Consider the following 20,872-nt stretch of genomic DNA (forward strand, 5'->3'; position numbering starts at 1 on the left):
TGCCGCCCTCGCCGCGGTTGTCGGCGCGCAGGATCAGCACCGCGTATTTCAGCGACACGATCAGGATCAGCGACCACAGGATCAGCGACACTGCGCCGGTGGCCGCCGCCGACACCGCGGCGCCGCCCGCCGTCGCCGCCTTCACCGCCTCCTTGAACGCGTAGAGCGGGCTCGTGCCGATGTCGCCGTACACGACGCCCAGCGCACCCAGGATGACGGCAGGCCGTAGGCGGCCGTGACCCGGTACGGTGTCCGCCGCCTCGGTTCCCGATGGGGACCCCGCCGCTCGGGCTTTGGACTGGCTCAACGCACGGCTCCCGCTGAACCGACCCGAAACTGGGCGGATCGACGCGGTTCGGCACTTAGCATCTCGCGCTCTGCCGTCCAGCGAGGACGCCGTTCACAACCCGAAGACCCCGGTCCCACAATCGGCACCCCGCGATCCGGTTCGCGGCCGGGTCATCGGTCGGTCATCCCCGCCGGGCCGCCGGATGTGCTCGCCCGGATCAGGTGACGATCAGATCCGCCAAGCTCCCGGGGCAGGCCTCGCCGCGGCGCAGGCAGACGACCGGTGCTCCGGCATGCCGCGCGATCGACGCCGCGACGGTGCCGGCCGGCGCCGGCGCGCCCGGGCTCTCGCTCACCACCACGGCGCGCAACGGCACGCTGTAGCGGCGCAGGGTCTCGCACGCGGTCAGCGCATGGCTGATCGCGCCGAGGTAGCTGCCGGAGACGAGGAGCGCCGGGATGTCGAGCGCCCGCAGCCAGTCGAGGCCCGTGGCCGTCGCGGTGACCGGGCTCATGAGGCCCCCGACGCCCTCGATCAGCAGCGTTCCCGGCGTGCCGGCGATCCGCGCCCGGCACCACTCGACGAGGTCGGCCAGATCCAGGGACCGGCCCTCCAGGATCGCGGCCTGATCGGGCGAGAGCGGGGCCGAGAACCGCCAGGGTGAGCAGGTCTCCACGGCCTCGGCATCGAGGGCGATGTCCTGCGCGTCCAGCAGGCGGGCGGTGTCGCTCTCCGCAAAGCCCGGATCGTGGAGCGGCGGGACGCCGCTCGCGAGGGGTTTCACGGTCTCGACCGGCAGGCCGCGTTCCCGCAGGCGGCGGGTCAGGGCGGCGGTCACGTAGGTCTTGCCGATCTCCGTGCCGGCCCCAGCGACGAAGACGGCTCGTGGCGGCATGCCGATCTCAGCCCTGGAGGGTGCCGTGGCAGTGCTTGTACTTCTTGCCCGACCCGCACGGGCACGGCTCGTTGCGGCCGACGCGACCCCAGGTGCCGACGTCGTTCGGGTCGCGCTCCAGCACGGCGCCGTCCACGGCGAGGCCCTGTGCGGCGAAGCCGTAGGCCGCGCCACCGCCGCCGTCGCTGCCGGAGCCGACACCGGCGTAATCCATCTCGTTTTCACCAGTCACCGGGTCGAGGTGCTGCGCGAACATCGGCGGCAGCGGCGGCCCACCGGCCGGATACGCCTCCTGCGGCTCCTGCATCATGATCTCGACCCGCGAGAGCTGCGCGGTGACCTGCTCGCGCAGGGACGTGACGAGACCGCTGAACAGGTCGAAGGCCTCCGACTTGTACTCGTTCAGCGGGTCGCGCTGGGCGAAGCCGCGCCAGCCGATCACCTGTCGCAGATGGTCGAGGGTCACGAGGTGCTCGCGCCACAGGTGATCCAGGGTCTGGAGCAGCACCTGCTTCTCGATATAGGCCGTCACCTCGGCGCCGTTCTTCTCGGTCCGCTCGGCATAGGCGGTCTCGGCCGCCTTGAGCAGGCGCTCGCGCATCTCCTCGTCGGCGATGCCCTCCTCCTTCGCCCAATCCTCGACCGGCACGTCGAGGTTGAGCACGTCCGTCACCTGCTCGCGCAGCCCGGCGACGTCCCACTGCTCGGCGTAGGCGTTTTCCGGAATGTGACGGCCGACGAGGTCATCGATGACGCCCTCGCGCATCTCGTCCACGGTGTCGCGGACGCTGTCCTGGCCCATGAAGTCGCGGCGCTGCTCGAACACGACCTTGCGCTGGTCGTTCATGACGTTGTCGTACTTGAGCACGTTCTTGCGCATGTCGAAGTTGCGCGCCTCGACCTTCTGCTGCGCCTTCTCGATCGCCTTGTTGATCCAGGGGTGAATGATGGCCTCACCCTGCTCCAGGCCGAGCTTCTGCAACATGCCGTCCATGCGGTCGGAACCGAAGATCCGCATCAGGTCGTCCTGCAGCGACAGGTAGAACTTCGAGCGGCCGGGATCGCCCTGGCGGCCGGAGCGACCGCGGAGCTGGTTGTCGATGCGCCGGGATTCGTGACGCTCGGTGCCGATGATGTAGAGCCCGCCGGGCAGCGCCTTCTTCCGGCCCGCCTCGGGATCGGCCGGCTCGCCGGAGGCCAGCACCTTGGCGCGATTCTCCGCGATCTCGGCCTTGATGGCCTCGATGGCGGCGGCGCGCTCCGGACCGTCCACGAGGTGGCCCAGCTCCTTCTCGATGCGCATCTCGAGATTGCCGCCGAGTTTGATGTCGGTGCCGCGGCCGGCCATGTTGGTGGCGATGGTGATCGCGCCGGGGACGCCCGCCTCGGCCACGATGTAAGCTTCCTGCTCGTGGAAGCGGGCGTTCAGCACGGCGAAGCGCTTGGTCACCCGGCCTTCGCGGGCGGCGGCGTAGACGTCGGTCAACGCGCTCGGGTCGGAATAGTCGAGCAGGCTGTAGCCGGCCTTCTTGAGCATCTCGGCAAGGTGTTCCGACTTCTCGATCGAGCCGGTGCCCACCAGGATCGGCTGGTGGCGGGCATGCGCCTTGTCGATTTCGGCGATGATGCCCTCGTACTTCTCGCCGACGGTCCGGTAGACCTCGTCGTCCTCATCGACGCGCTCGACCTCCTTGTTGGTCGGGATGTCGACCACGTCGAGCTTGTAGATCTCGGCGAACTCGTCGGCTTCCGTGGAGGCCGTGCCGGTCATGCCGGCGAGCTTCTTGTAGAGGCGGAAGTAGTTCTGGAACGTGATCGAGGCGAGCGTCTGGTTCTCGGGCTGGATCGTCACCCGCTCCTTGGCCTCGAGGGCCTGGTGAAGACCCTCGGAGTAGCGCCGGCCCTGCATCATGCGGCCGGTGAACTCGTCGATGATCACCACCTCGTCGTTCTTGACGATGTAGTCCTTGTCGCGGGTGAACAGCGTGTGAGCCCGCAGCGCCTGGTTCACGTGATGGACCAGGCTGACATTGTGCGCGTCGTAGAGGTCGCCGTCCTTGAGCAGGCTGACCTCGCGCAGGGTCTCCTCCACGAACTCGTTGCCGGCTTCCGTGAGCGAGACCGTGCGCTGCTTCTCGTCGAGGTCGTAATGCTCCGGCACCAGCCGGGGCATGATCGCGTCGACCGACACGTACAGTTCGGAGCGGTCGTCCACCGGGCCCGAGATGATCAGCGGCGTGCGCGCCTCGTCGATCAGGATCGAATCGACTTCGTCGACGATGGCGAAGTTGTGCCCCCGCTGCGCAAGCTGGGACATCTCATACTTCATGTTGTCGCGCAGGTAGTCGAACCCGTACTCGTTGTTGGTCCCGTACGTGATGTCGCAGGCATAGGCGTCCTTGCGCTGCGCGTCGTCCAGGCCGTGGACGATGGTGCCGACCGAGAGCCCCAGGAAGCGGTAGAGCTGGCCCATCCACTCCGCGTCGCGCGCGGCGAGATAGTCGTTCACCGTGACGACGTGGACGCCCTTCCCCTCCAGGGCATTGAGGTAGACCGGCAGCGTCGCGACCAGGGTCTTGCCCTCGCCGGTCTTCATCTCGGCGATGCCGCCCTCGTGCAGCACCATCCCGCCGATCAGCTGCACGTCGAAGTGACGCTGGCCGAAAACGCGCTTGGCCGCCTCGCGCACGGTCGCGAAGGCCGGCACGAGGATGTCGTCGAGGCTCTTGCCGTTGGCGAGTTCGGCCTTCAGCATATCGGTGCGGGCCCGCAGGGCCTCGTCCGACAGGGCCTGGATCTCGGGTTCCAGCGCGTTGATCTGCGCCACGCGCGGGCGATAGCCCTTGACGCGACGGTCGTTGGAGGAGCCGAAAATCTTCTTGGCGATCGAGCCGAGCATCATTGACCTGCGGACGCGCGAGCCCGCCCACGGGTGAGCGTGGCGGGCCGGCCTGGGCGGAGTTGGCCGGGCTTATAGAGGTAAACATCGGCCTGCGCACCTAGAAGGGGCAACCCTCAACGCGGTTCAGTGCGGTCACGGTTCCGGGATCGTCGGAACGGCCGCGCTTGCCTTCTTGTGCGACGCGGGCCACCTGTGCCGCGGCATGCCGCCCGGCCCGTTCGGAGCGGCGCCGAGATGTCAGTCGAGGACTTCGCCCGCATGCCGAACACCGCCCTCCTCCGGCGCGCCAGCGCGCTCGCCGTCATGATCGCGATGCCGGGCTTTGCGCTGGCTCAGGCCCCGCAGAAGACGCCGGCCCCGACCCCCGCCGCCAGCACGCCGGCTGCCACGGCGCCGGCCGAACCCGCCCCGGATACGGTGGTCGCGACCGTCAACGGAAAGCCGATCACGCAGGGCGACCTCGCCAACGCGGCGGACGACCCGGCCCTGTCGCTGCCCGGTGTCGACGAGGCGCAGAAGAAGAACCTGCTCGTCGACTACATGGTCGACCTGCGCGTGGGCGCGCAGGCCGCCGAGGCCGCCAAGGTCGGCGACACGCCGGAGTTCAAGCGCAAGCTCGCCTACTTCCGCGACAAGCTCCTGCTGGACGACTACCTCGAACAGGAGGCCAAGCGCGCCGTCACGCCCGAGGCCGAGCACGCGATCTACGATCAGACCGTCAAGCTGATGAAGCCCGAGGAGGAGGTGCATGCCCGCCACATCCTCGTGGACAACGAGGCCGAGGCCAAGAAGATCGCGGCGCGCATCAAGGGCGGGGAGGATTTCGCCAAGGTCGCGGCCGAAACCTCCAAAGATCCCGGCTCGAAGGCCGAGGGCGGTGACCTCGGCTGGTTCACCAAGGAGCGGATGGTCCCGGATTTCGCCACCGCCGCCTTCGCCATGAAGGCCGGGCAGGTCTCAGACCCGATCAAGACCCAGTTCGGTTGGCACGTGATCAAGGTCGAGGAGAAGCGGACGAAGCCCCAGCCGACCTTCGACGAACTCAAGGAGCAGATCGACCAGCACCTGATCCGCAAGTCGCAGCAGGACATGATCCTGAAGCTGCGCTCCGAGGCGAAGATCGAGCGCACCGACGCGCCGCCGGCCGCCGAGACCGCGCCCGAGCCGAAGAAGCCCTGATTCGGGTGTGAAGGGCCTGGGCTGGATCCGGCCCAGGCCTGCTTGAGCGCCGACATGCGACCCGCTGTTCTTGACGGGACCGAGCCCGCGGCGCGCGGTACGTCCCGCCGGATGAACCGGGCGGGCGGCCGTGATCGCATGTGGGATGAAGCGGCGCGATCGATGCGCGCTCCCCGGCGTCGCGCTGCCCCGTATCACGTCGCTCCGCCCGAAGCCGGCACGGGCCGAAGCATTGCGCCCTCAGCCAGCGAAGCCGCCGTGCCGCTGCTTCCTCAGTAGGGTCGATCCGGAACGAGGTAGCTGGACTGCGCCGGCGCGGATTGCGGCGTGACGCCGAGGGCGGCGAGTTCCGCGCTGCGGCGTCCTTCCGCGATCCAGTCGAGCACCGCGATCAGCAGCCACGGACACGCGATGCCGATGAAGAACGCCATGTGATCATCCTCCCGTGCCGGATCAATGAAGCCGTCCGGCTCGGGAAGAGAATAGGCGGGCGGGGCCGCTCCGCAAGCAGCGTCGCGCCGCGGAGATCAGACCCAGCCCTGAAGCTCCCGGCGCACCACGTTCTCGATCACCTTCATCCCGAGATCGGAATCGTTCAGGCAGGGGATGTAGGCGAAGCGCTCGCCGCCGTTCTCCTCGAAATAGTGGCGGTTCTCGCCGTCCAGTTCCTCGAGGGTTTCCAGGCAATCCGCCGTAAAGCCGGGGGCGACGATCGCCATCCGCTTCACCCCGGACTTGGCCAGTTCCATCACGGTCTCGTCCGTGTAGGGCTTCAGCCATTCCTCGTTGCCGAAGCGCGACTGGAAGGTCACGCGCATCGTGTCGGGCGAGAGGCCCAGCGCCTCGCGGATCAGCCGCCCGGTCTTGTGGCACTGGCAGTGGTAGGGGTCGCCCTTGAGCAGGTAGCTCCGCGGCACACCGTGGAACGAGGTGAGGATCACCTCCGGCTCGAAATCGAGCTTCGCCAGACCCTCGCGGATCGAATCGGCCATGGCGGCGATGTAGACGGGATCGTCGTGGTAAGGCGGCGAGACTCGCACGGTCGGCTGCCAGCGCATGTCCATCAGGGCGCGGAACGCCTGGTCGCAGGCCGTGGCCGACGTGGCCGCGGCGTATTGCGGATAGAGCGGCACCAGCAGGATCCGGTCGCACCCCTGATCGAGCAGCGCCTGGATCCGGCCGGCGACCTCGGGCTTGCCGTAGCGCATCGCCCAGTCGACCACGACCGAATCACCCATGGCCGCTTGGAGGCGCTCGCTCTGGCCGCGAGTGATGGTCTTGAGCGGACCCTCGTTCAGCGCGTTGTTCCACACGCTGGCATAATCGCGGCCCTTGGGGCCCGGGCGCTTGGTCAGGATGATCAGGTTGAGCAGCGGCCACCAGATCAGCCGCGGCACCTCGATCACCCGCCGGTCCGACAGGAACTCCTTGAGGTACCGGCGCATGGGCCAGTAGGTTGTCGCCTCCGGCGTGCCCAGATTCATCAGCAGCACGCCGACGCGGCCCCAGGCGACCTTCGGATGGTCGGCCGGAAGAGCACTCGCGGCGGGCTCGCGCGGGGCGAGGGGCCGGCCATTCGCCAGCGCGGCGGGTTCGACGCGTTCGTTCATGGCAGCGTTCCGGCGCCGCGCGCCGAGTCCTTCTTCTGGCTTCAGATATCCGGGGGCCGGCGCGCGCGCTTGGGCCTGGACCGGAGGCTTACCCCTGTCGGTGCACTTCCATGTAGGGTGCGATCCCGCCCGGCGAAGGCCGGACGCGACATGCCGCACCGCGGTCTGCCGCACGCTCGACCTCTGTCCCTACACACGGGCGGCCCCGGGCCGCAACCGCGCCGCCCGTGATGGAGGCGCCAGGGCGCCTATTTCCACCCCGACCGGACCACGAGACACGATGACCGCTTCCCCCGTCGCCGACGCCCTCGCCGCGTTCCGCGCCTCCGGATCGCCCTGGCTCGCGCTGCCGTTCTTCGCGGATGGGAAGGCCGACGCGGTGGCGGCCCGGGTCGATGCGCGGATCGCGGCGGGCGCCCGCGTGCTGCCGGCGCCGGACCGGATCTTCCGCGCCCTCGCCGAGACGCCGCTGCCCGCCGTGCGCGCGGTGATCCTCGGCCAGGATCCCTATCCGACGCCGGGCGACGCGAACGGTCTCGCCTTCTCCTACGTGGGCACCGGCCGCCTCCCCGCCTCCCTGAAGGTGATCCTGGCGGAGGCGGGCTCGGACCGGACGGCGGGCGGCGACCTCACGCCCTGGGCCCGGCAGGGTGTCCTCCTGCTCAACAGCGCGCTCACCGTGGAGGCCGGGAAGGCTGGGGCGCACCTGCGGTACGGCTGGTCGGCGCTGACCGACGACGCCGTGGCGGCCGTCTCCGCGCGGCCGGAGCCGGCGGTGTTCCTGCTCTGGGGCGCCCAGGCCCGCGCCCGGGCGGCGCTGATCGACGCGGACCGCCACGGGGTGTTCGAGAGCGGGCATCCCTCGCCACTCAACCGCGCCCGGGATTATCCCGGTTCGGACCCGTTCGGACGGGCCAACCGATGGCTCGCCGAGCGGGGTGTCCGGCCGATCGCGTGGAGCCTCGGCTGATCCGAGGCGCCCGTCACTGCGGCTTGGCGGGCTCGACCGGCTTCGTGGGCTCGACCGGCTTGGCGGGCTGGGCCGAATCCGATCCCGCCGGCAGGAGCACGTTCTTGGCGACCGTGCCCTCCGGCCCGTACTCGCCGGCCACCGCGATGCACGCTTGATCGCGGTTCTGCGCCATCTGATTCGACATCAGCGTGAACATGGTCTGCACGCGGTTGCCGAAGGGGCCGCGCGGCTGGACGTCCGCCACCTGGACGCTCTGCTTGGCCAGCAGCGCCTCGAACTGCTCGTTGCCGATTCGATATCCGCAGACGTTCGAAGCGGCGAAGATGTAGGCGGCGAATTCCAGGGCGCGCGGGGCCGGAGCGTTGCGGATCTGCGCCTGCGCCGGCAGGCTAGCGAGCATCAGGGCGGCGGGGAGAGCGACGTGGCGCATGCGCGGCGGTTTCCTCGGTATCGGGCGGCCACTGTCGGACCGCCTCGGGCGGGCGGGACATAGGTCGAAGCAGACCCTGCGCCAATGCGACCGAATTCGCAGCTGAATTGCCGTCGTTCGTTCACAACCCGTTGGCCATAGGCGAAGTCCCGGGCCGCCGAACCCGCGAAATCGCGCCCGCGGTCCACCAGGGGCCTCCCGGGAGACAGAGTGTTAACCCGCCCGCGTCACGCCAGTGACTAGGGTTTGTCCAGATCCAGGCGGTCTGCATCGCATGTACGGCATCAATTCCTCTGTCGAAGGCATTCCGGCGCCCGTGTCCCGGGACATCCACGGGCGCATCCAAGGCTCCAATGCCGGTGCCGACCGTCAGATCGGTCAGGCCGCGCTCGTTCCGGCGATCTGTCCGCACCGCGTCGCCCGCTGGGCCTGCGGCGAAGGCCTCGGGGCCGGCGCCTCCGCGGCGCTGCTGGTGCGAGACCTCGGCCAGGCCGAGGCGATCCGTCTCGGATTGACCCGCCTCGGCCTGCGCGTGTCCTGCCTCGACGGCGACCGAAGCGCCGAGGTCCTGGCGGACAACCTCACGCAGTCGCGGGCGACGGTGGCCATCGTCGATACCACGCTGGCCGACGCCTATGCCGGTGTGATGGGTCGGCTCGTGCGCTACCCGGCCGTCTGGTGGAACGGCCCCGGCGCGGATTTCGCCAGCCTCGATCACGCCCTCGCCGAGCAGGATTGAGGGTCACAACCAGAGTTCGCGCAGTGCCCGGCGCTCGCCGAGGCGCGCGCTGCTGGATCTCGCCGGGCGCGTCCGACCGTGCTGGCACGGTCGGCCTGCCGGTCTATTCGAGCGATGATTGCTAGCGCTTCAGCAGGGCGTCGAGTGCCTCGTAGCCCGTAGGGTCGTCGGGGCACAGGCCGCCGCCGCATTCCGCCACCGTGGAGACGGCGTTGGCGAGGACGACGCAGAGGAACAGGGAGAGGCAGGCCGTCCCGAAGAGGCCGGCGCCCCGCTCGGCCTGAATACCGGCCTGCCGATCGGCCTGGCGCGCTCCCTCGGCGAGAAGAACCACGCCCACCGCCCCGATCAGCGCCAAGAAGGCGATCAGGGCCAGCGTGTAGAAGTGAAGCCCCAGCAGCGTCGAGCCGTAGCCCCCCGTGCCGGGAACGACGTGCAGGGCGACCTGCCGACCCGCGATGACCATGCCGGCGAGGGCGCTCAGGATCACGATGCCGTAGTGGGACGCCCGCGGACCGAAGCGGACGCTGAGCGCGAAGCCGATGCCCGCCGCCGCGAAGGCGGCACGCTGCAGGAGACAGAGGGGGCATGGCAGTTCGCCGAGATGGAACTGGTACCCGAACGCGACGAGCAGGACTGCGCTGCAGCCGAGGAGCCCGAGAGCGTTCAGAAGGCGCGCGCGCCGGACCGTCATGATGCGCGTCCCGCTCAGAAACTGAGCTGGAGCGTTGACGTGGCGTGCGCGGCAAACAATCCGAGGATGCCGATCAGCGACACGAACCAGAGGCCGACGGCAACGCGGCGGCGCCCCGTGAGCACGGCGATCGCGCTCCCCGCCAAACCGACGAACGGCAGAACCATCATGGACGTGCACCCCGCGGACCTGCGGCGCCGGCCTCGTTCGGGCCGCCGCCTGAGCTTCCCTGCAGCAAGGTTTAAGCTTTCGTGAAACCGACGTGGCGGTGCGTGGCATCGCCGGGGGCTCGCTCCGCGTGGTACAGCCCGCAGGCGAGATCGGTCCTGCGAACTCGAGCGGCCAACACCCGGAGACGCTTCATGATTGCAGCCGGCGCGGCGGTCCCGTCCGTCCCCGTTCCCGCGAAGGACCCGATCCTGCTGCGCAGCGATGCTGGCGGTGTCGCGACCCTGACGCTCAATCGTCCGGAGGCGCGCAACGCCCTGTCGATGGCCCTGATGGGTGCCCTCCAGCAGCAGCTCGACGCGATCCGGGAGGATCCCGGGGTGCGCGTCGTGATCCTGCAGGGGGCCGGTCCCGCCTTCTGCGCCGGCCACGACCTCAAGGAGATGCGCGCAAATCCGTCCCGGGAGGCGACCGACGCGGTGTTCCGCACCTGCGCGCGGCTGATGCTCAGCATCGCGCGCCTGCCGCAACCGGTGATCGCCCGGGTCCACGGGATCGCGACCGCCGCCGGCTGCCAGCTCGTCGCGACCTGTGATCTCGCCGTCTGCGCCGAAGGCGCCCGGTTCGCGACGCCGGGGGTGCAGATCGGCCTGTTCTGCTCGACGCCGATGGTCGCGCTCTCCCGGGCCGTATCGCGCAAGGCCGCCCTGGAGATGCTGCTGGTTGGAGAGCCGGTCGACGCGGCCGAGGCGCTCCGGATCGGCCTCGTGAACCGCGTCGTGCCGGAGGCGGACCTGGACGCCACGGTCGGCGCGCTGGCCGCGCGGATCGCCGCGAAGGCCCGTCGCGTCCTGGCGATCGGCAAGGAAGCCTTCGGCCGGCAGATCGAGATGGGTCTGGAGGAGGCTTACGGCTACGCCGCCGAAGTCATGACCCGCAACATGATGATGGCCGACGCGCAGGAGGGCATCGACGCTTTCCTCGGCAAGCGTTCGCCGCGCTGGGAGCCATGAGACCCGCGGGGCGTGACGCGATACGACGCAGGCCCGCACGCGTGGGCTATGGCGCGGCCCTGCCCTAGGATTGAGCCTGCGTCGGGTCCTGTCGGGCCCGATGCCCCCAAGCGGGACGGCAGATGAGCACCATCGACCTGTTCGGTCTGACGCTGGCCTTCTACGGCGCGATGCCGCCGCCCCGACCGCGGCGTCCGGAGCGCAACGCCGCGACCTGGGCGGCCGCCCTGGTGTTCAGCGGCGTATGCCTCGCCACGATGGGGCCCATGATCACGATCTGGAGCTTCCACCGGCCCTACGCCGAGGCCAAGGCGCGCTGCATCGAGTCCGGAGGCCGCGTCCTCTACGCGGCGCTGGACGGGAGCGGTCCGTATCGCTGCGAGCGGCCCGCCGGCGGCGGGATCGCCCGATCGGTCAAGCTGGCGGATTAATCCGCAACGGAACGGAGTTGTCGGGTATATCCGGCGCCGCCTGACGCGAACCGGATGCCGACGCCTTGGAAAACGCGCTCCTTCGATGGGTCCAGTCGACCGCCCTGATGCGGGCGGATGTCGAGGCGCTCATCGGCATCACGCTGGCGGTCGGCGTGACCCTGCACGCCCTGCTGCGCAAGCGGCGGGTGAGCGTGGCGGTGGGCTGGATCGGTCTGGCGTGGCTCTCGCCGATCTTCGGCACGGCGCTCTATCTGACCTTCGGCATCAATCGCGTCTCGCGCCGCGCCCGTCGGCTGCGAACCAAGCCCTCCGACGCGACGCGGCTGCCCGATACCGACGACGCGGTGGTGCCGGAAGCCCTCTGGCCCCTCGACCGCGCGATCCGGCGGATCACCGCCCTGCCGGCCTTCGAGGGCAACGCCGTTCAGATGTACCGCAACGGCGACGCGGCCTATCCGGTGATGCTGGACGCCATCCGCGGGGCGCGGACCAGCATTGGCCTGTCGAGCTACATCTTCCGGGACGATCCCACCGGCCGCGAGTTCTGCGACGCCCTGGTGGAGGCGCAGTCCCGGGGCGTGAAGGTCCGCGTCATCATCGACGGCATCGGCGGCGGCTACTTCCGGGCGCCCGTCTATCACCGCCTGACCGCCGCCGGGGTTCCGGCCGCCCTGTTCATGCACTCGGCCCTGCCCTGGCGGATGCCGTTTCTCAACCTGCGCTCGCACAAGAAGCTGCTGATCATCGACGGTTCCACTGCGTTCACGGGGGGGCTCAACATCGCGCACGCGAACCGCGTCGCCCTCAAACCGGAGCATCCGATCCGCGATACCCACTTCCGACTGCGCGGCCCGGTGGTGGAGCAACTCGCCGTCGCCTTCGCGGCCGATTGGGCCTTCGTCGACGGGGAACTGCTCGACGGCGAGCCCTGGTCCGTCGACCTGGAACCATCCGGACGCAGCGTCGCGCGGGCGGTCACCTCCGGTCCGGACGCCGACGTCGAGAAGATCGAACAGGTGATCCTGCAGGCGCTCGCCTGCGCGCGTCGGACGGTCCGGTTCGTGACGCCCTACTTCCTCCCCGACGAACTCGTGACCGGCGCCCTGGCCCAGGCCGCGACCCGGGGCATCACCGTCGACGTGATCATCCCGCGGGTGAGCGACCACCCGTTCATCGACTGGGCGACCCGCGCACATCTCGATCCGCTGCTCAGGGCCGGGGTGCGGGTCTGGCTCGACGAGCCGCCCTTCGATCACTCGAAGGCGATGGTGGTCGACGACGTCTGGTGCTTCGTCGGCAGCGCCAACTGGGACATGCGCAGCTTCCGGCTCAATTTCGAGCTGAACGTCGAGATCATCGACGCCGACCTGGCCGCCGAGCTCGACCGGTTCATGCGCGGCAAGATGGAGGCGCGCCTCAGCCGTGAGGATCTCGCCGCGCGCGCCCTGCCGATCCGTCTGCGCGACGCAGGCGTGCGACTGCTGCTGCCATACCTTTGAGCCGGCCGGGGGCGTGCGCCTCCGGGGCCGGTCCCAGGTGGACGACGATCGGCCGGTGGTCGGAGCGCCCCCGGGGCAGCACCGCGTGCTCGTGGCAGACCAGCCCGCGGGCGAGGCAGCGATCGAGCCGGAGCGGCAGCACGTCCACCATCGCGTGCGTCGGCTGACGGGGTCCGACGTCGCGGAAGCCCGGGATCAGGGCCGGGCCGACGATATTATAATCGCCCAGGACCGCCGCACGGGCCGGCAACTCGCCGACGATGCGGCGAAGCTGTCGGCGGTTCAGCATCTGCCCGTGCGACAGGTGCACGTTGGCGACGCCGAACTCGCCGAGGTCGAGAATCTGGCAGACCCGATGCACCAGGGCGCCGGAGGGCAGCGTGATCACGCGCGGCGGTGCCGGCCACGGCTTCGGGCTCCACATGGCCAGCCCGTGGATCCGGCCCGGCAGTGGCGCCCAGGCGTAGTGGCCGCCGATCCGGTCCAGCAGGAAGCCGATCGCCCGGGTCGCCTCCTGCATCAGCAGCAGGTCGGGCTGTTCCTGCGCGACCAGGGCAGCCACGTCGTCGACGGCCGCGCCGGTGCGCCGCAGGAGGTTCCAGCTCACGATCTTGAACGGTCCGTGCGGCCGGTGCGGCTGGGCGGACGATGGCAAGGCGATGGAGCGGACCGGGCGTGCAGCTGGGGTCATCGAACCGGTCTCGTACCTCACTGCGCGGCTTCGCCTCTACCGCCACGCTTTAACGCGCCCGGCGCCGGGACGTTCGACGGGATTCGCGCGGTGTCGACCGCGTCGTGAGAATGGAGCGCGCCGCCGCGCCGACGTGTCGCGCGGCATCCGGGATCGGGTTCCGCTCCGCCGGCCCAGCCCGGAAAGCGGTCCCGCAGTCCGCGTCGAACCGCGCCCTCAGCGGGTTCATGCGGCGAGAGCGGCTTGCGACCCGACGCCGAGTGGAGGACACACCGCGGGCGCGTGCTTTCCGGATTCTTCGGCACCGTCGGACCGCCGTCCACCGACACCGCTTGAGGCCCACCCCGCGGACAGCCTAAGAGCGCGATCACGGCGCCGTCGCCGGTGCGATCGCACCGCCCTTCGACGCTTCACCCAGTCCTTCCGGAGGCCGATGACGGCGTTCAGCTTCATCCACGCGGCGGACCTGCACCTCGGCAGCCCCCTATCCGGCCTCGCGGCCCGGGACGCGGACCTCGCCCGTCGACTGGCCTCGGCCGGGCGGCAGGCCTTCGAGGATCTGGTGAGCCGGGCGATCGAGCGCGCGGTCGCCTTCGTGGTGGTGGCCGGCGACGTCTACGACGGCGATTGGACCGACACGACGATCGGCCTGTTCTTCGCCCGGCAGGTGGCGCGCCTCGACCGTGCCGGCATCTCCACCGTGCTGGTCCGCGGCAACCACGACGCCGAGAGCGTGATCAGCCGGGCGATCACGTTGCCGCCGTCGGTCCACATCTTCCCGTCGAACCGCGCCGGCACCCTGCGGCTCGACGGTCTGCGGGTCGCCCTGCACGGCCGGAGCTTCCAGAGCCGTGCCGTCGAGGAGAACCTGTCCCTCACCTACCCGGCTGCCCTGCCGGGCTGGTTCAACCTCGGGATCCTCCACACCTCCTGCACCGGCCATGCCGCCCACGAGACCTACGCGCCCTGCTCGGTCTCCGATCTCACGGCCCGCGGCTACGATTACTGGGCCCTCGGCCACATCCACGAGTACGCCGAACTGTCCCGGGATCCCTGGATCGTGTTTCCGGGCAACCTCCAGGGCCGCAGCGTGCGCGAATGCGGTGAGAAGGGCGCCGTGGTGGTCGAGGTCGCCGACGGCCGGGTGACCGGGGTCACCCGGCTCGCCCTCGACCGCGCCCGGTTCGAACAGATCTCGGTGGATCTCGCCGACGCGGCGGACCTCCGCGCCGCGTTGGAGGCCGTCGAGGGCGCGCTGCGGCCGCTCGCCGCCCTGGCGGCGACCCGTCTCGTCCTGGTCCGCGTCCACCTCACCGGCGTGACGCCGGCTCACGACGCGCTGTCGTCGGACCGCGACGCGGTCACGGCCGAGATCCAAGCCGCCGCCCACCGCCTGCACGAGGACATCTGGCTGGAGCGGCTGAAGATCGAGACCCACCGGCCCCGCGTCGCCCTGGAACCCTCCGGTCCGGCCATCGATCCGGCGGCGCTTCTGGCCGACCTCGACCGCGATCCGGAATTCCGGGCCCGGGCACGCGCCATCCTCGCGGAGATCGGCAGCCGGATGCCCGCCGCGGTCGCCGCGGAAGCCGATCTGGAGGCCGAGTTCGACGCCCTCTGTGCCGAGGCCGAGGCGCTGATCCTCGGACGCCTCGGCGGCCGGCATTGCTGAGCCGGCAGCGCAAGGACACACGATGCGCCTGATCCGCCTCGCCCTCGAGCGCTACGGCGCCTTCACCGACCGGGTCGTGGAATTCCGGCCGGACGCGCGGCTGCACGTGGTGCTCGGCGCCAACGAGGCCGGCAAGAGCACCGCACTGGCCGCGGTCACGGATCTGCTGTTCGGCTTCGAGAAATCCACCCGCTACGCCTTCCTGCACGACATGCCGCAGCTTCGACTCGGCGCCGACATCGCCGCCGTCGACGGGCGTCGGCTCACGTTCCGCCGCCGGAAGGGCAACAGCCGGACCCTGATCGACGCCGCCGAGGCGCCGCTTCCCGACGACGTCCTGGCGCCGTTCCTGGGCGGGATCTCCCGAACGGTGTTCTGCCGTGCCTTCGGCCTGGACGCGTCGAGCCTGCGGGCCGGCGGTCGCGAGATGGTCGATGTCGAGGGCGAGGTCGGCGCGAGCCTGTTCGCGGCGGGCTCGGGCCTGCGCGGCCTCACGGACCTGCAGGCCGCCCTCGATCAGGAGGCCGACGGCATCTTCGCGCCGCGGCAAGCCAAGCACCGGACCTTCTACCAGGCCCTGGAGCGCCACGAGACCGCCCGCAAGGCGATTCGCGACAAGGGCGTGCGGACCGGGGACTGGCGGGCGCTGAACGACGAGATCGCCGCCGCGGCGGGGCAGCTCGACGGCGTCAGGGAGGAGCAGAAGGCCATGGCGGTCGCGCGCGCCCGGCTGGAGCGGCTCAAGCGGGTCCGACCGATCCTCGCCGAGATCGATGCGCTGGACGCGCGCATGTCCGCCGAGAACGGGCTGGTCGAGGCTGAACCCACCTGGATCGAGCGCCTCGGCGCAGCCCTGGAGCGTTGCCGCGGCGCGGAGTCCGCGGTGGAGGGCACCGGCTCCGCCCTCGCCCGCGCCCGCGCCGAAGCCGAGGCGGTGCCGGTTGAGCCGGGACTGACGCTCCGGGCCGACGAGATTCTGGCGGCCTTCAGCGGCACCAACGCGTACGAGAAGGGTGGCGCCGACCTGCCCCGGATCGAGGGGGACGCCCACAAGGTCGGCTTGGAGCTGGAGCGGCTGCGCGCCCGCATCGGCGCGCCGGACGTGGCGGCGCTGGAAGCCGATCAGCCGACCGACGCCGCCCGCGCCCGGATCGAGCGGCTGATCCGGGATCACCGGGCGCTGAGCGCGGCCGAAGAGCAGCTTGCCCACGACCTCGCCGCAACCTGCGCCGAGCGCGATCGGCTTGCCCGTGAGGTCGAGGCGGCGGGCGCGACCCACGATCCGACCCCGCTGCGCGAAGCCCTCAGGCCGCTCGCACGCCTGCACGAGCGGGTCGCCGCTCTCGAGACGCTGGACGCGACCATACAGCGGGAGGCGGCCCTGCTGCGGAACGGGGCTGCCCGGCTGTCGCCTCCGATCCCCGATCTCGCCGCCCTCGTCCGGATGCCCCTGCCTGCCCAGGAGACGGTGGCGCGCTTTCGCGGCTTGCTGGACGGAAAGATCCGCGAGCGGGAGCGGTCGGCCGACCAGCGCGACGTGGCCCGCCGCCAAGTCGCCGTCACCCGCGACCGCGTCCGGGAGCGCGAGGCCGGACGGCCCGTGGCCACCCGCGAGCGCGTGGAGGCGCTCCGGGATACCCGTGACGCGACCTTCGCACCGCTGCGCGACGCCTTGGCGTCGGGGCGAGCCGTCGCGGCCGCCCAGATCGCGGCCTACGAGGCGGCGCGCCGCGACGCGGACCGGCTGGCCGACGCGCGCGGGGATGATGCCGCCCGGGTCGCGGCCCACGCGGCCGACCTCGAACGCCTCGCCGCCGAGGAGGCGGATCTGGCCGCCGCCGAGGAGGATCTTGCCGGGATCTGCGCCGAAATCGCCGAGGGCGAGGCCGCCTGGCGCGAGGCGTGGCGGCCCGCCGGGATCGTTCCCGCCTCGCCGGCCGAGATGGCGGCGTGGCTGACCGAGGTCGAGGGCCTGATCGAGGCCGAGCAACGGCTCGCGGATCAGCGGATCGGGCGCGGCCGGGTTTGGGCCGGGATCGAAGCGGCCCGATCGCCGATCGCGGATCTCGGAGCCCGTGCCGGCCTCGAGCCGGCGCCGGCCCTCGAGATCGGTGAGGCCCTCGAACGTCTCGAAGCCCGGGTCGCGACCCTGGCGAGCCGCTGGGAGGCGAACCTGCAGACCGGCGGCGCGCTGCGCGCCGCGCGGGCCGCCGCCGAACGGCTCGACGCGGCCCGGACCGGCCTGGAGGCCAAACGGGCCGCCTGGCGGACCGAGTGGATCGAGGCGCTTCAGCCTCTCGCGCTCGGCGGGACGGCGCGGCCCGAAGAGGCCGAAGGTGCCCTGGAGGCTTGGCGCACGGTCCCCGACCGGCTGGCGGAGCGCGCCGCCCTCGATCGCCGGTCGGCCGGCCTCCGGCGCGACATGGAGGCGTTCCGATGCGGCGCGGCCGCCCTGATCGAGGCGTTGGCCCCCGACCTCGCTGGCACGCCGCCGACCGGCGCCGTCCGGACGCTGCACGCGCGCCTCGTCGCCGCGCAGGCGCGCGAGGCCCGGCGCGCCGAACTCGATCGTCGCCGTGAGGAGGCGGAGGGCGCCGACCGGGCCGCCGGTGAACGCCGGGACGCCGCGCTCGCGGCTCTGAGCCGGCAGGTCGCCGAGGCCTTGCCGAACCTCGAGACGGCATCGATGGTGGAAGTCGAGATCCTGTTCGACCGGCTGAGTGCCCGGGAGCGGCTGAGGGCCGAGCTGCTGCGGCTCCGCGGCAGCCTCGCCGGCGCCGGCGACGGATTGCCGGAGGCCGACCTGCGCGGTGATCTCGCCGCGCTGCCGCCGGAGGCGATCGAGGCGGAGCTGGCCCGGCTCGCCCTGGAGGCCGAAGCTCTGGGGGAACGCGGCCAGATCGTGTTTGCCGACCGGGACCGGGCCGAGCGCCGCCGGGCGGAGCTGGAGGGCGGGACCGGGGCCGAACCGGCACTCGCGGAGCGCAAGGCCGCCGAGGCCGATCTTCAGTCGACGGCCCGGTCCTGGGCGGTCCTGCGCTTCGCGGGGCTGATGCTGGGTCAGGCGATGGCCCGGCACCGGGCGGGGCAGCAGGATCCCCTGGTCGCGCGGGCCGGTGCGCTGTTCCGGGCGCTCACCGGCGGAGCCTTCTCGGGCCTCGCCCAGACCTATGACGATGCCGACACGCCGCGGCTCGCCGGCCAGCGCGCGGGCGGCGGTACGGTGGCGATCGAGGGCATGAGCGAGGGCACTCGCGACCAGCTCTACCTCGCCCTGCGGCTCGCCTACCTGGAGGATTATGCCGGCCGGGCCGAGCCGGCGCCGTTCATCGGCGACGACCTCTTCTCGACCTTCGACGAGACCCGGACCGGCTACGGCCTCGACGCGCTGGCGGAGATCGGCGCGCGCGTCCAGCCGATCCTATTCACCCACCACCGCCACGTCGCCGACTTGGCTCGCGAGCGTCTGGGCGCGGCGGTGGACGTGGTGGCGCTGTAGGTCCTGCCATCCGCCCGCGTCGCGCGCGGGGGTTCGCCGGGCTTTCCGCCGCCGGTCTCAGAGCCGCGCCTGCCGGGCGGCGATCCAGTGGGCGCCCCGATCGGCGACGCCACGTTGCCGCGGCACCCGTTGCCCCCCGCGCGCCGACGCTGCGAGCCGACCGACCTCACCGGCGATCGCTTGCCCCGTCTCCCTGCGGCCGCTGACGCGGGACAGCCTCCCGGATCGGGTCGCCCGCCGGTCAGCTCGCGCCGGCGAGATACCGCGCCTCCAAGTGCGCCCGGAACGCCTCCGTGCCGAGCGGCGCGCCGGTCGCGCGGGCGAGGAGTTCGTCGGTGCCATGCAGGCTCCCCACCGCGTGGACCTTGGCGCGCAGCCAGTCTCTCAGCGGCCCGAAATCCCCCTGCGCCAGGCAATCCGGAAGCGCGGGCTCGGCCGACCGGGCGGCCCGGAACAGCTGCGCCGCCGCCAGCGCACCCAGCGTGTAGGTCGGGAAATAGCCGAAGGCGCCGCTCGGCCAGTGGATGTCCTGAAGGCATCCGACCCGGTCGTCCGGTACGGCCAGCCCCAGAAGCTCCCGCAATCCGTCATTGAAGGCCCCCGGCAGGTCGCGCACCGCGAGGTCGCCCGCGATCATCGCGGTCTCCAGCCGGTAGCGCAGGAGGATGTGGGCCGGATAGGTCGCCTCGTCGGCGTCGACGCGGATGAAGCCCGGCGCGACGCGGGTGTTCAGCGCGTGCAGGTTCTCCGGTGACCATTCCGGCCCGGACCGCCCGAATGCCTCCCGCAGCAACGGCGCCAGGAACGTGAAGAACGCCCGGCTCCGGCAGGCCTGCATCTCGACAATGAGCGACTGGCTCTCGTGAAGGCTCATGCCTCGCGCCGCGCCCACTGGCTGGTGCCGCCACGCCGCCGGACGGCCCTGCTCGTAGAGGGCGTGGCCGGTCTCGTGCAGCACGCCCATCAGGGCGCGGCCGAAATCGGCCACGTCGTACCGGGTGGTGATGCGCACGTCGTCCGTGGCGCCCCCGCAGAACGGATGCAGGCTGATGTCGAGCCGGCCGCGGGTGAAGTCGAAGCCGACCGCCGCCATGAGCTTGAGGCCGAGCGCGCGCTGCACGTCCACGTCGAACGGGCCGGCGAGCGGCAGCGGCGCCGCTCGGGACGCCTGGATCTCCCGGGCGCGCGCGATGAGCGCTGGCAGCCAGCTCGTGAGGTCCGCGAAGAGCGGATCGATCGTCGCGCGGCGCATGCCGGGATCGTAGCTGTCGAGCAGCGCGTCGTAGGGATCGAGCCCGAGGGCATCACCCTTGGCCTCACCGATCTCGCGCTGAAGCCGAAGCACCTCGGCGAGGTGTGGCTCCAGCCGGGCGAAGTCCGCGTCGCGTCGCGCCTCGCGCCAGACCATCTCCGACCGGGAAACCGCGCGGGAACTCGCTTCCACGAGGTCGCGCGGGACGGCCGTGGCGTGCGCCTGAGCGCGGCGCATCTCGCGCAGGTTGGCCGCGGGCCAGGGATCGGGGTGTCCCGCCTGCTCGGCGGCGAGCAGATCCTCGGCGGCCCCGGGGGCGGTCAGCATCTCGTGGGCGAGCCCGCGAAGGATCGCGAGCTGATCGCCCCGTGCCTCGGCAGCGCCGTCGGGCATCAGCGTCTGCGCGTCCCAGCCGAGGATCCCGGCCGCGCCCTCAAGGGCCGCTAGACGGGCGAAGCGCTGCTCCAGGGTCTGGTAGGCGGTCATGCCGGGCAAGCCTTCTTCGATGTGACTGACGGAACGGGGAAAATAACGTTTGCCCGCGCCTTCGGCGTCTCACGCACGATCGTCGCACCGATGCGTGCCGCAGGGTGATCGGGTTCGTAGCAGCAATCTGTGGACTACGCCCACCACCGCCCCTTGCCGCCCTAAAAATATCGCTTAGGTTTGTTTTTCACCTGGAGTAAACCCAAGATGGCTGACGATCTCGATCGGCGGGAGCCGGAGGACAAATTCAAGATCAACGTTCACGAGGAATGGGAGCTTCGCTACTGGGCGCGGAGATTCGGTGTGACGCGGGAGCAGATCGTGGACGCCGTCAGACGCGTCGGTGTTCAGACGAGGGACGTCGCGAGGTATCTCGGCAAGGCGTGGCCGTGAACGACCGGCCGAACGCCCTGCAGATGGGATCTCGTCGCATCGGAGATGCCGGCC

The 20,872-nt window shown here is 71.1% G+C and carries 19 protein-coding genes; 9 read left to right on the forward strand and 10 right to left on the reverse strand.

Annotated features, from left to right (window positions below; genetic code table 11):
- The 3 genes from MFF58_RS16985 to secA all read right to left on the reverse strand — a co-directional run.
- Positions 1-307, reverse strand: a 307-nt coding sequence (locus MFF58_RS16985; protein ID WP_373323351.1) for a KUP/HAK/KT family potassium transporter, incomplete at its 3' end; no start/stop codon positions are given.
- A gap of 199 nt (positions 308-506) precedes the next feature.
- Positions 507-1,184, reverse strand: a complete 678-nt coding sequence (gene bioD, locus MFF58_RS16990; protein ID WP_238289943.1) for a dethiobiotin synthase — start codon at positions 1,182-1,184, stop codon at positions 507-509.
- A 7-nt stretch (positions 1,185-1,191) separates the two neighbouring features.
- Positions 1,192-4,083: a preprotein translocase subunit SecA gene (gene secA / locus MFF58_RS16995; protein ID WP_238289946.1), complete on the reverse strand. Its 2,892-nt coding sequence runs from the start codon at positions 4,081-4,083 to the stop codon at positions 1,192-1,194.
- A 261-nt stretch (positions 4,084-4,344) separates the two neighbouring features.
- On the opposite strand from secA, the gene MFF58_RS17000 reads away from it, so the two are divergent.
- A complete protein-coding gene (locus MFF58_RS17000; protein ID WP_238290051.1) occupies positions 4,345-5,265 on the forward strand; it encodes a peptidylprolyl isomerase in 921 nt (306 codons plus the stop codon).
- A 272-nt stretch (positions 5,266-5,537) separates the two neighbouring features.
- On the opposite strand, the gene MFF58_RS17005 is transcribed toward MFF58_RS17000, so the two are convergent.
- Entirely contained in the window at positions 5,538-5,696 is a 159-nt protein-coding gene (locus MFF58_RS17005) for a hypothetical protein (RefSeq protein ID WP_238289947.1), read from the reverse strand.
- Between the two features lie 96 nt (positions 5,697-5,792).
- On the reverse strand, positions 5,793-6,875 hold the full coding sequence (gene hemH, locus MFF58_RS17010; RefSeq protein WP_238289949.1) for a ferrochelatase: 1,083 nt from the start codon (positions 6,873-6,875) through the stop codon (positions 5,793-5,795).
- Between the two features lie 280 nt (positions 6,876-7,155).
- On the opposite strand from hemH, the gene MFF58_RS17015 reads away from it, so the two are divergent.
- Positions 7,156-7,845 carry a uracil-DNA glycosylase gene (locus MFF58_RS17015; protein WP_238289951.1) on the forward strand — a complete coding sequence of 230 codons (690 nt, stop codon included), beginning with the start codon at positions 7,156-7,158 and terminating at the stop codon, positions 7,843-7,845.
- Between the two features lie 13 nt (positions 7,846-7,858).
- Here the strand turns inward: MFF58_RS17015 and MFF58_RS17020 are convergent, their stop codons facing one another.
- A complete protein-coding gene (locus MFF58_RS17020; RefSeq protein WP_238289952.1) occupies positions 7,859-8,278 on the reverse strand; it encodes a hypothetical protein in 420 nt (139 codons plus the stop codon).
- 274 nt (positions 8,279-8,552) lie between these two features.
- Between MFF58_RS17020 and MFF58_RS17025 the strand changes: the two genes are divergently transcribed.
- A complete protein-coding gene (locus MFF58_RS17025) occupies positions 8,553-9,017 on the forward strand; it encodes an AMP-dependent synthetase (RefSeq protein ID WP_238289953.1) in 465 nt (154 codons plus the stop codon).
- Positions 9,018-9,138: 121 nt separating this feature from the next.
- Here the strand turns inward: MFF58_RS17025 and MFF58_RS17030 are convergent, their stop codons facing one another.
- Positions 9,139-9,711, reverse strand: a complete 573-nt coding sequence (locus MFF58_RS17030) for a disulfide bond formation protein B (protein WP_238289954.1) — start codon at positions 9,709-9,711, stop codon at positions 9,139-9,141.
- Between the two features lie 14 nt (positions 9,712-9,725).
- Positions 9,726-9,878 (reverse strand): DUF5993 family protein, encoded by a 153-nt coding sequence (locus MFF58_RS17035; protein ID WP_238289955.1) that lies wholly within the window; start codon positions 9,876-9,878, stop codon positions 9,726-9,728.
- A 195-nt stretch (positions 9,879-10,073) separates the two neighbouring features.
- Here MFF58_RS17035 and MFF58_RS17040 point away from each other — a divergent pair, with 195 nt between their 5' ends.
- The 3 genes from MFF58_RS17040 (at position 10,074) to MFF58_RS17050 (ending at position 12,825) form a co-directional block, all read left to right on the forward strand.
- The gene (locus MFF58_RS17040; RefSeq protein WP_238289956.1) at positions 10,074-10,892 is read left to right on the forward strand and encodes an enoyl-CoA hydratase; all 819 of its coding nucleotides are present in this window, start codon (positions 10,074-10,076) and stop codon (positions 10,890-10,892) included.
- Positions 10,893-11,014: 122 nt separating this feature from the next.
- Positions 11,015-11,323 carry a hypothetical protein gene (locus MFF58_RS17045; protein ID WP_238289957.1) on the forward strand — a complete coding sequence of 103 codons (309 nt, stop codon included), beginning with the start codon at positions 11,015-11,017 and terminating at the stop codon, positions 11,321-11,323.
- A 65-nt stretch (positions 11,324-11,388) separates the two neighbouring features.
- On the forward strand, positions 11,389-12,825 hold the full coding sequence (locus tag MFF58_RS17050; RefSeq protein WP_238289958.1) for a phospholipase D-like domain-containing protein: 1,437 nt from the start codon (positions 11,389-11,391) through the stop codon (positions 12,823-12,825).
- Here MFF58_RS17050 and MFF58_RS17055 read toward each other — a convergent pair.
- Entirely contained in the window at positions 12,743-13,516 is a 774-nt protein-coding gene (locus MFF58_RS17055; protein ID WP_238289959.1) for an endonuclease/exonuclease/phosphatase family protein, read from the reverse strand. The genes MFF58_RS17050 and MFF58_RS17055 overlap by 83 nt on opposite strands.
- Before the next feature lie 433 nt (positions 13,517-13,949).
- On the opposite strand from MFF58_RS17055, the gene MFF58_RS17060 reads away from it, so the two are divergent.
- Positions 13,950-15,188 carry a metallophosphoesterase family protein gene (locus tag MFF58_RS17060; RefSeq protein ID WP_238289961.1) on the forward strand — a complete coding sequence of 413 codons (1,239 nt, stop codon included), beginning with the start codon at positions 13,950-13,952 and terminating at the stop codon, positions 15,186-15,188.
- 22 nt (positions 15,189-15,210) lie between these two features.
- A complete protein-coding gene (locus MFF58_RS17065; protein WP_238289963.1) occupies positions 15,211-18,687 on the forward strand; it encodes an ATP-binding protein in 3,477 nt (1,158 codons plus the stop codon).
- Between the two features lie 241 nt (positions 18,688-18,928).
- On the opposite strand, the gene MFF58_RS17070 is transcribed toward MFF58_RS17065, so the two are convergent.
- Positions 18,929-20,425: a carboxypeptidase M32 gene (locus MFF58_RS17070; RefSeq protein WP_238289964.1), complete on the reverse strand. Its 1,497-nt coding sequence runs from the start codon at positions 20,423-20,425 to the stop codon at positions 18,929-18,931.
- 207 nt (positions 20,426-20,632) lie between these two features.
- On the opposite strand from MFF58_RS17070, the gene MFF58_RS17075 reads away from it, so the two are divergent.
- Complete coding sequence (locus tag MFF58_RS17075; protein ID WP_238289965.1) at positions 20,633-20,818, forward strand: DUF3606 domain-containing protein; 186 nt, start codon at positions 20,633-20,635, stop codon at positions 20,816-20,818.
- The last annotated feature ends 54 nt before the right edge of the window (positions 20,819-20,872 follow it).

Origin of the sequence: Methylobacterium longum, from assembly GCF_022179385.1 — a bacterium.
Lineage (GTDB): Bacteria > Pseudomonadota > Alphaproteobacteria > Rhizobiales > Beijerinckiaceae > Methylobacterium > Methylobacterium longum.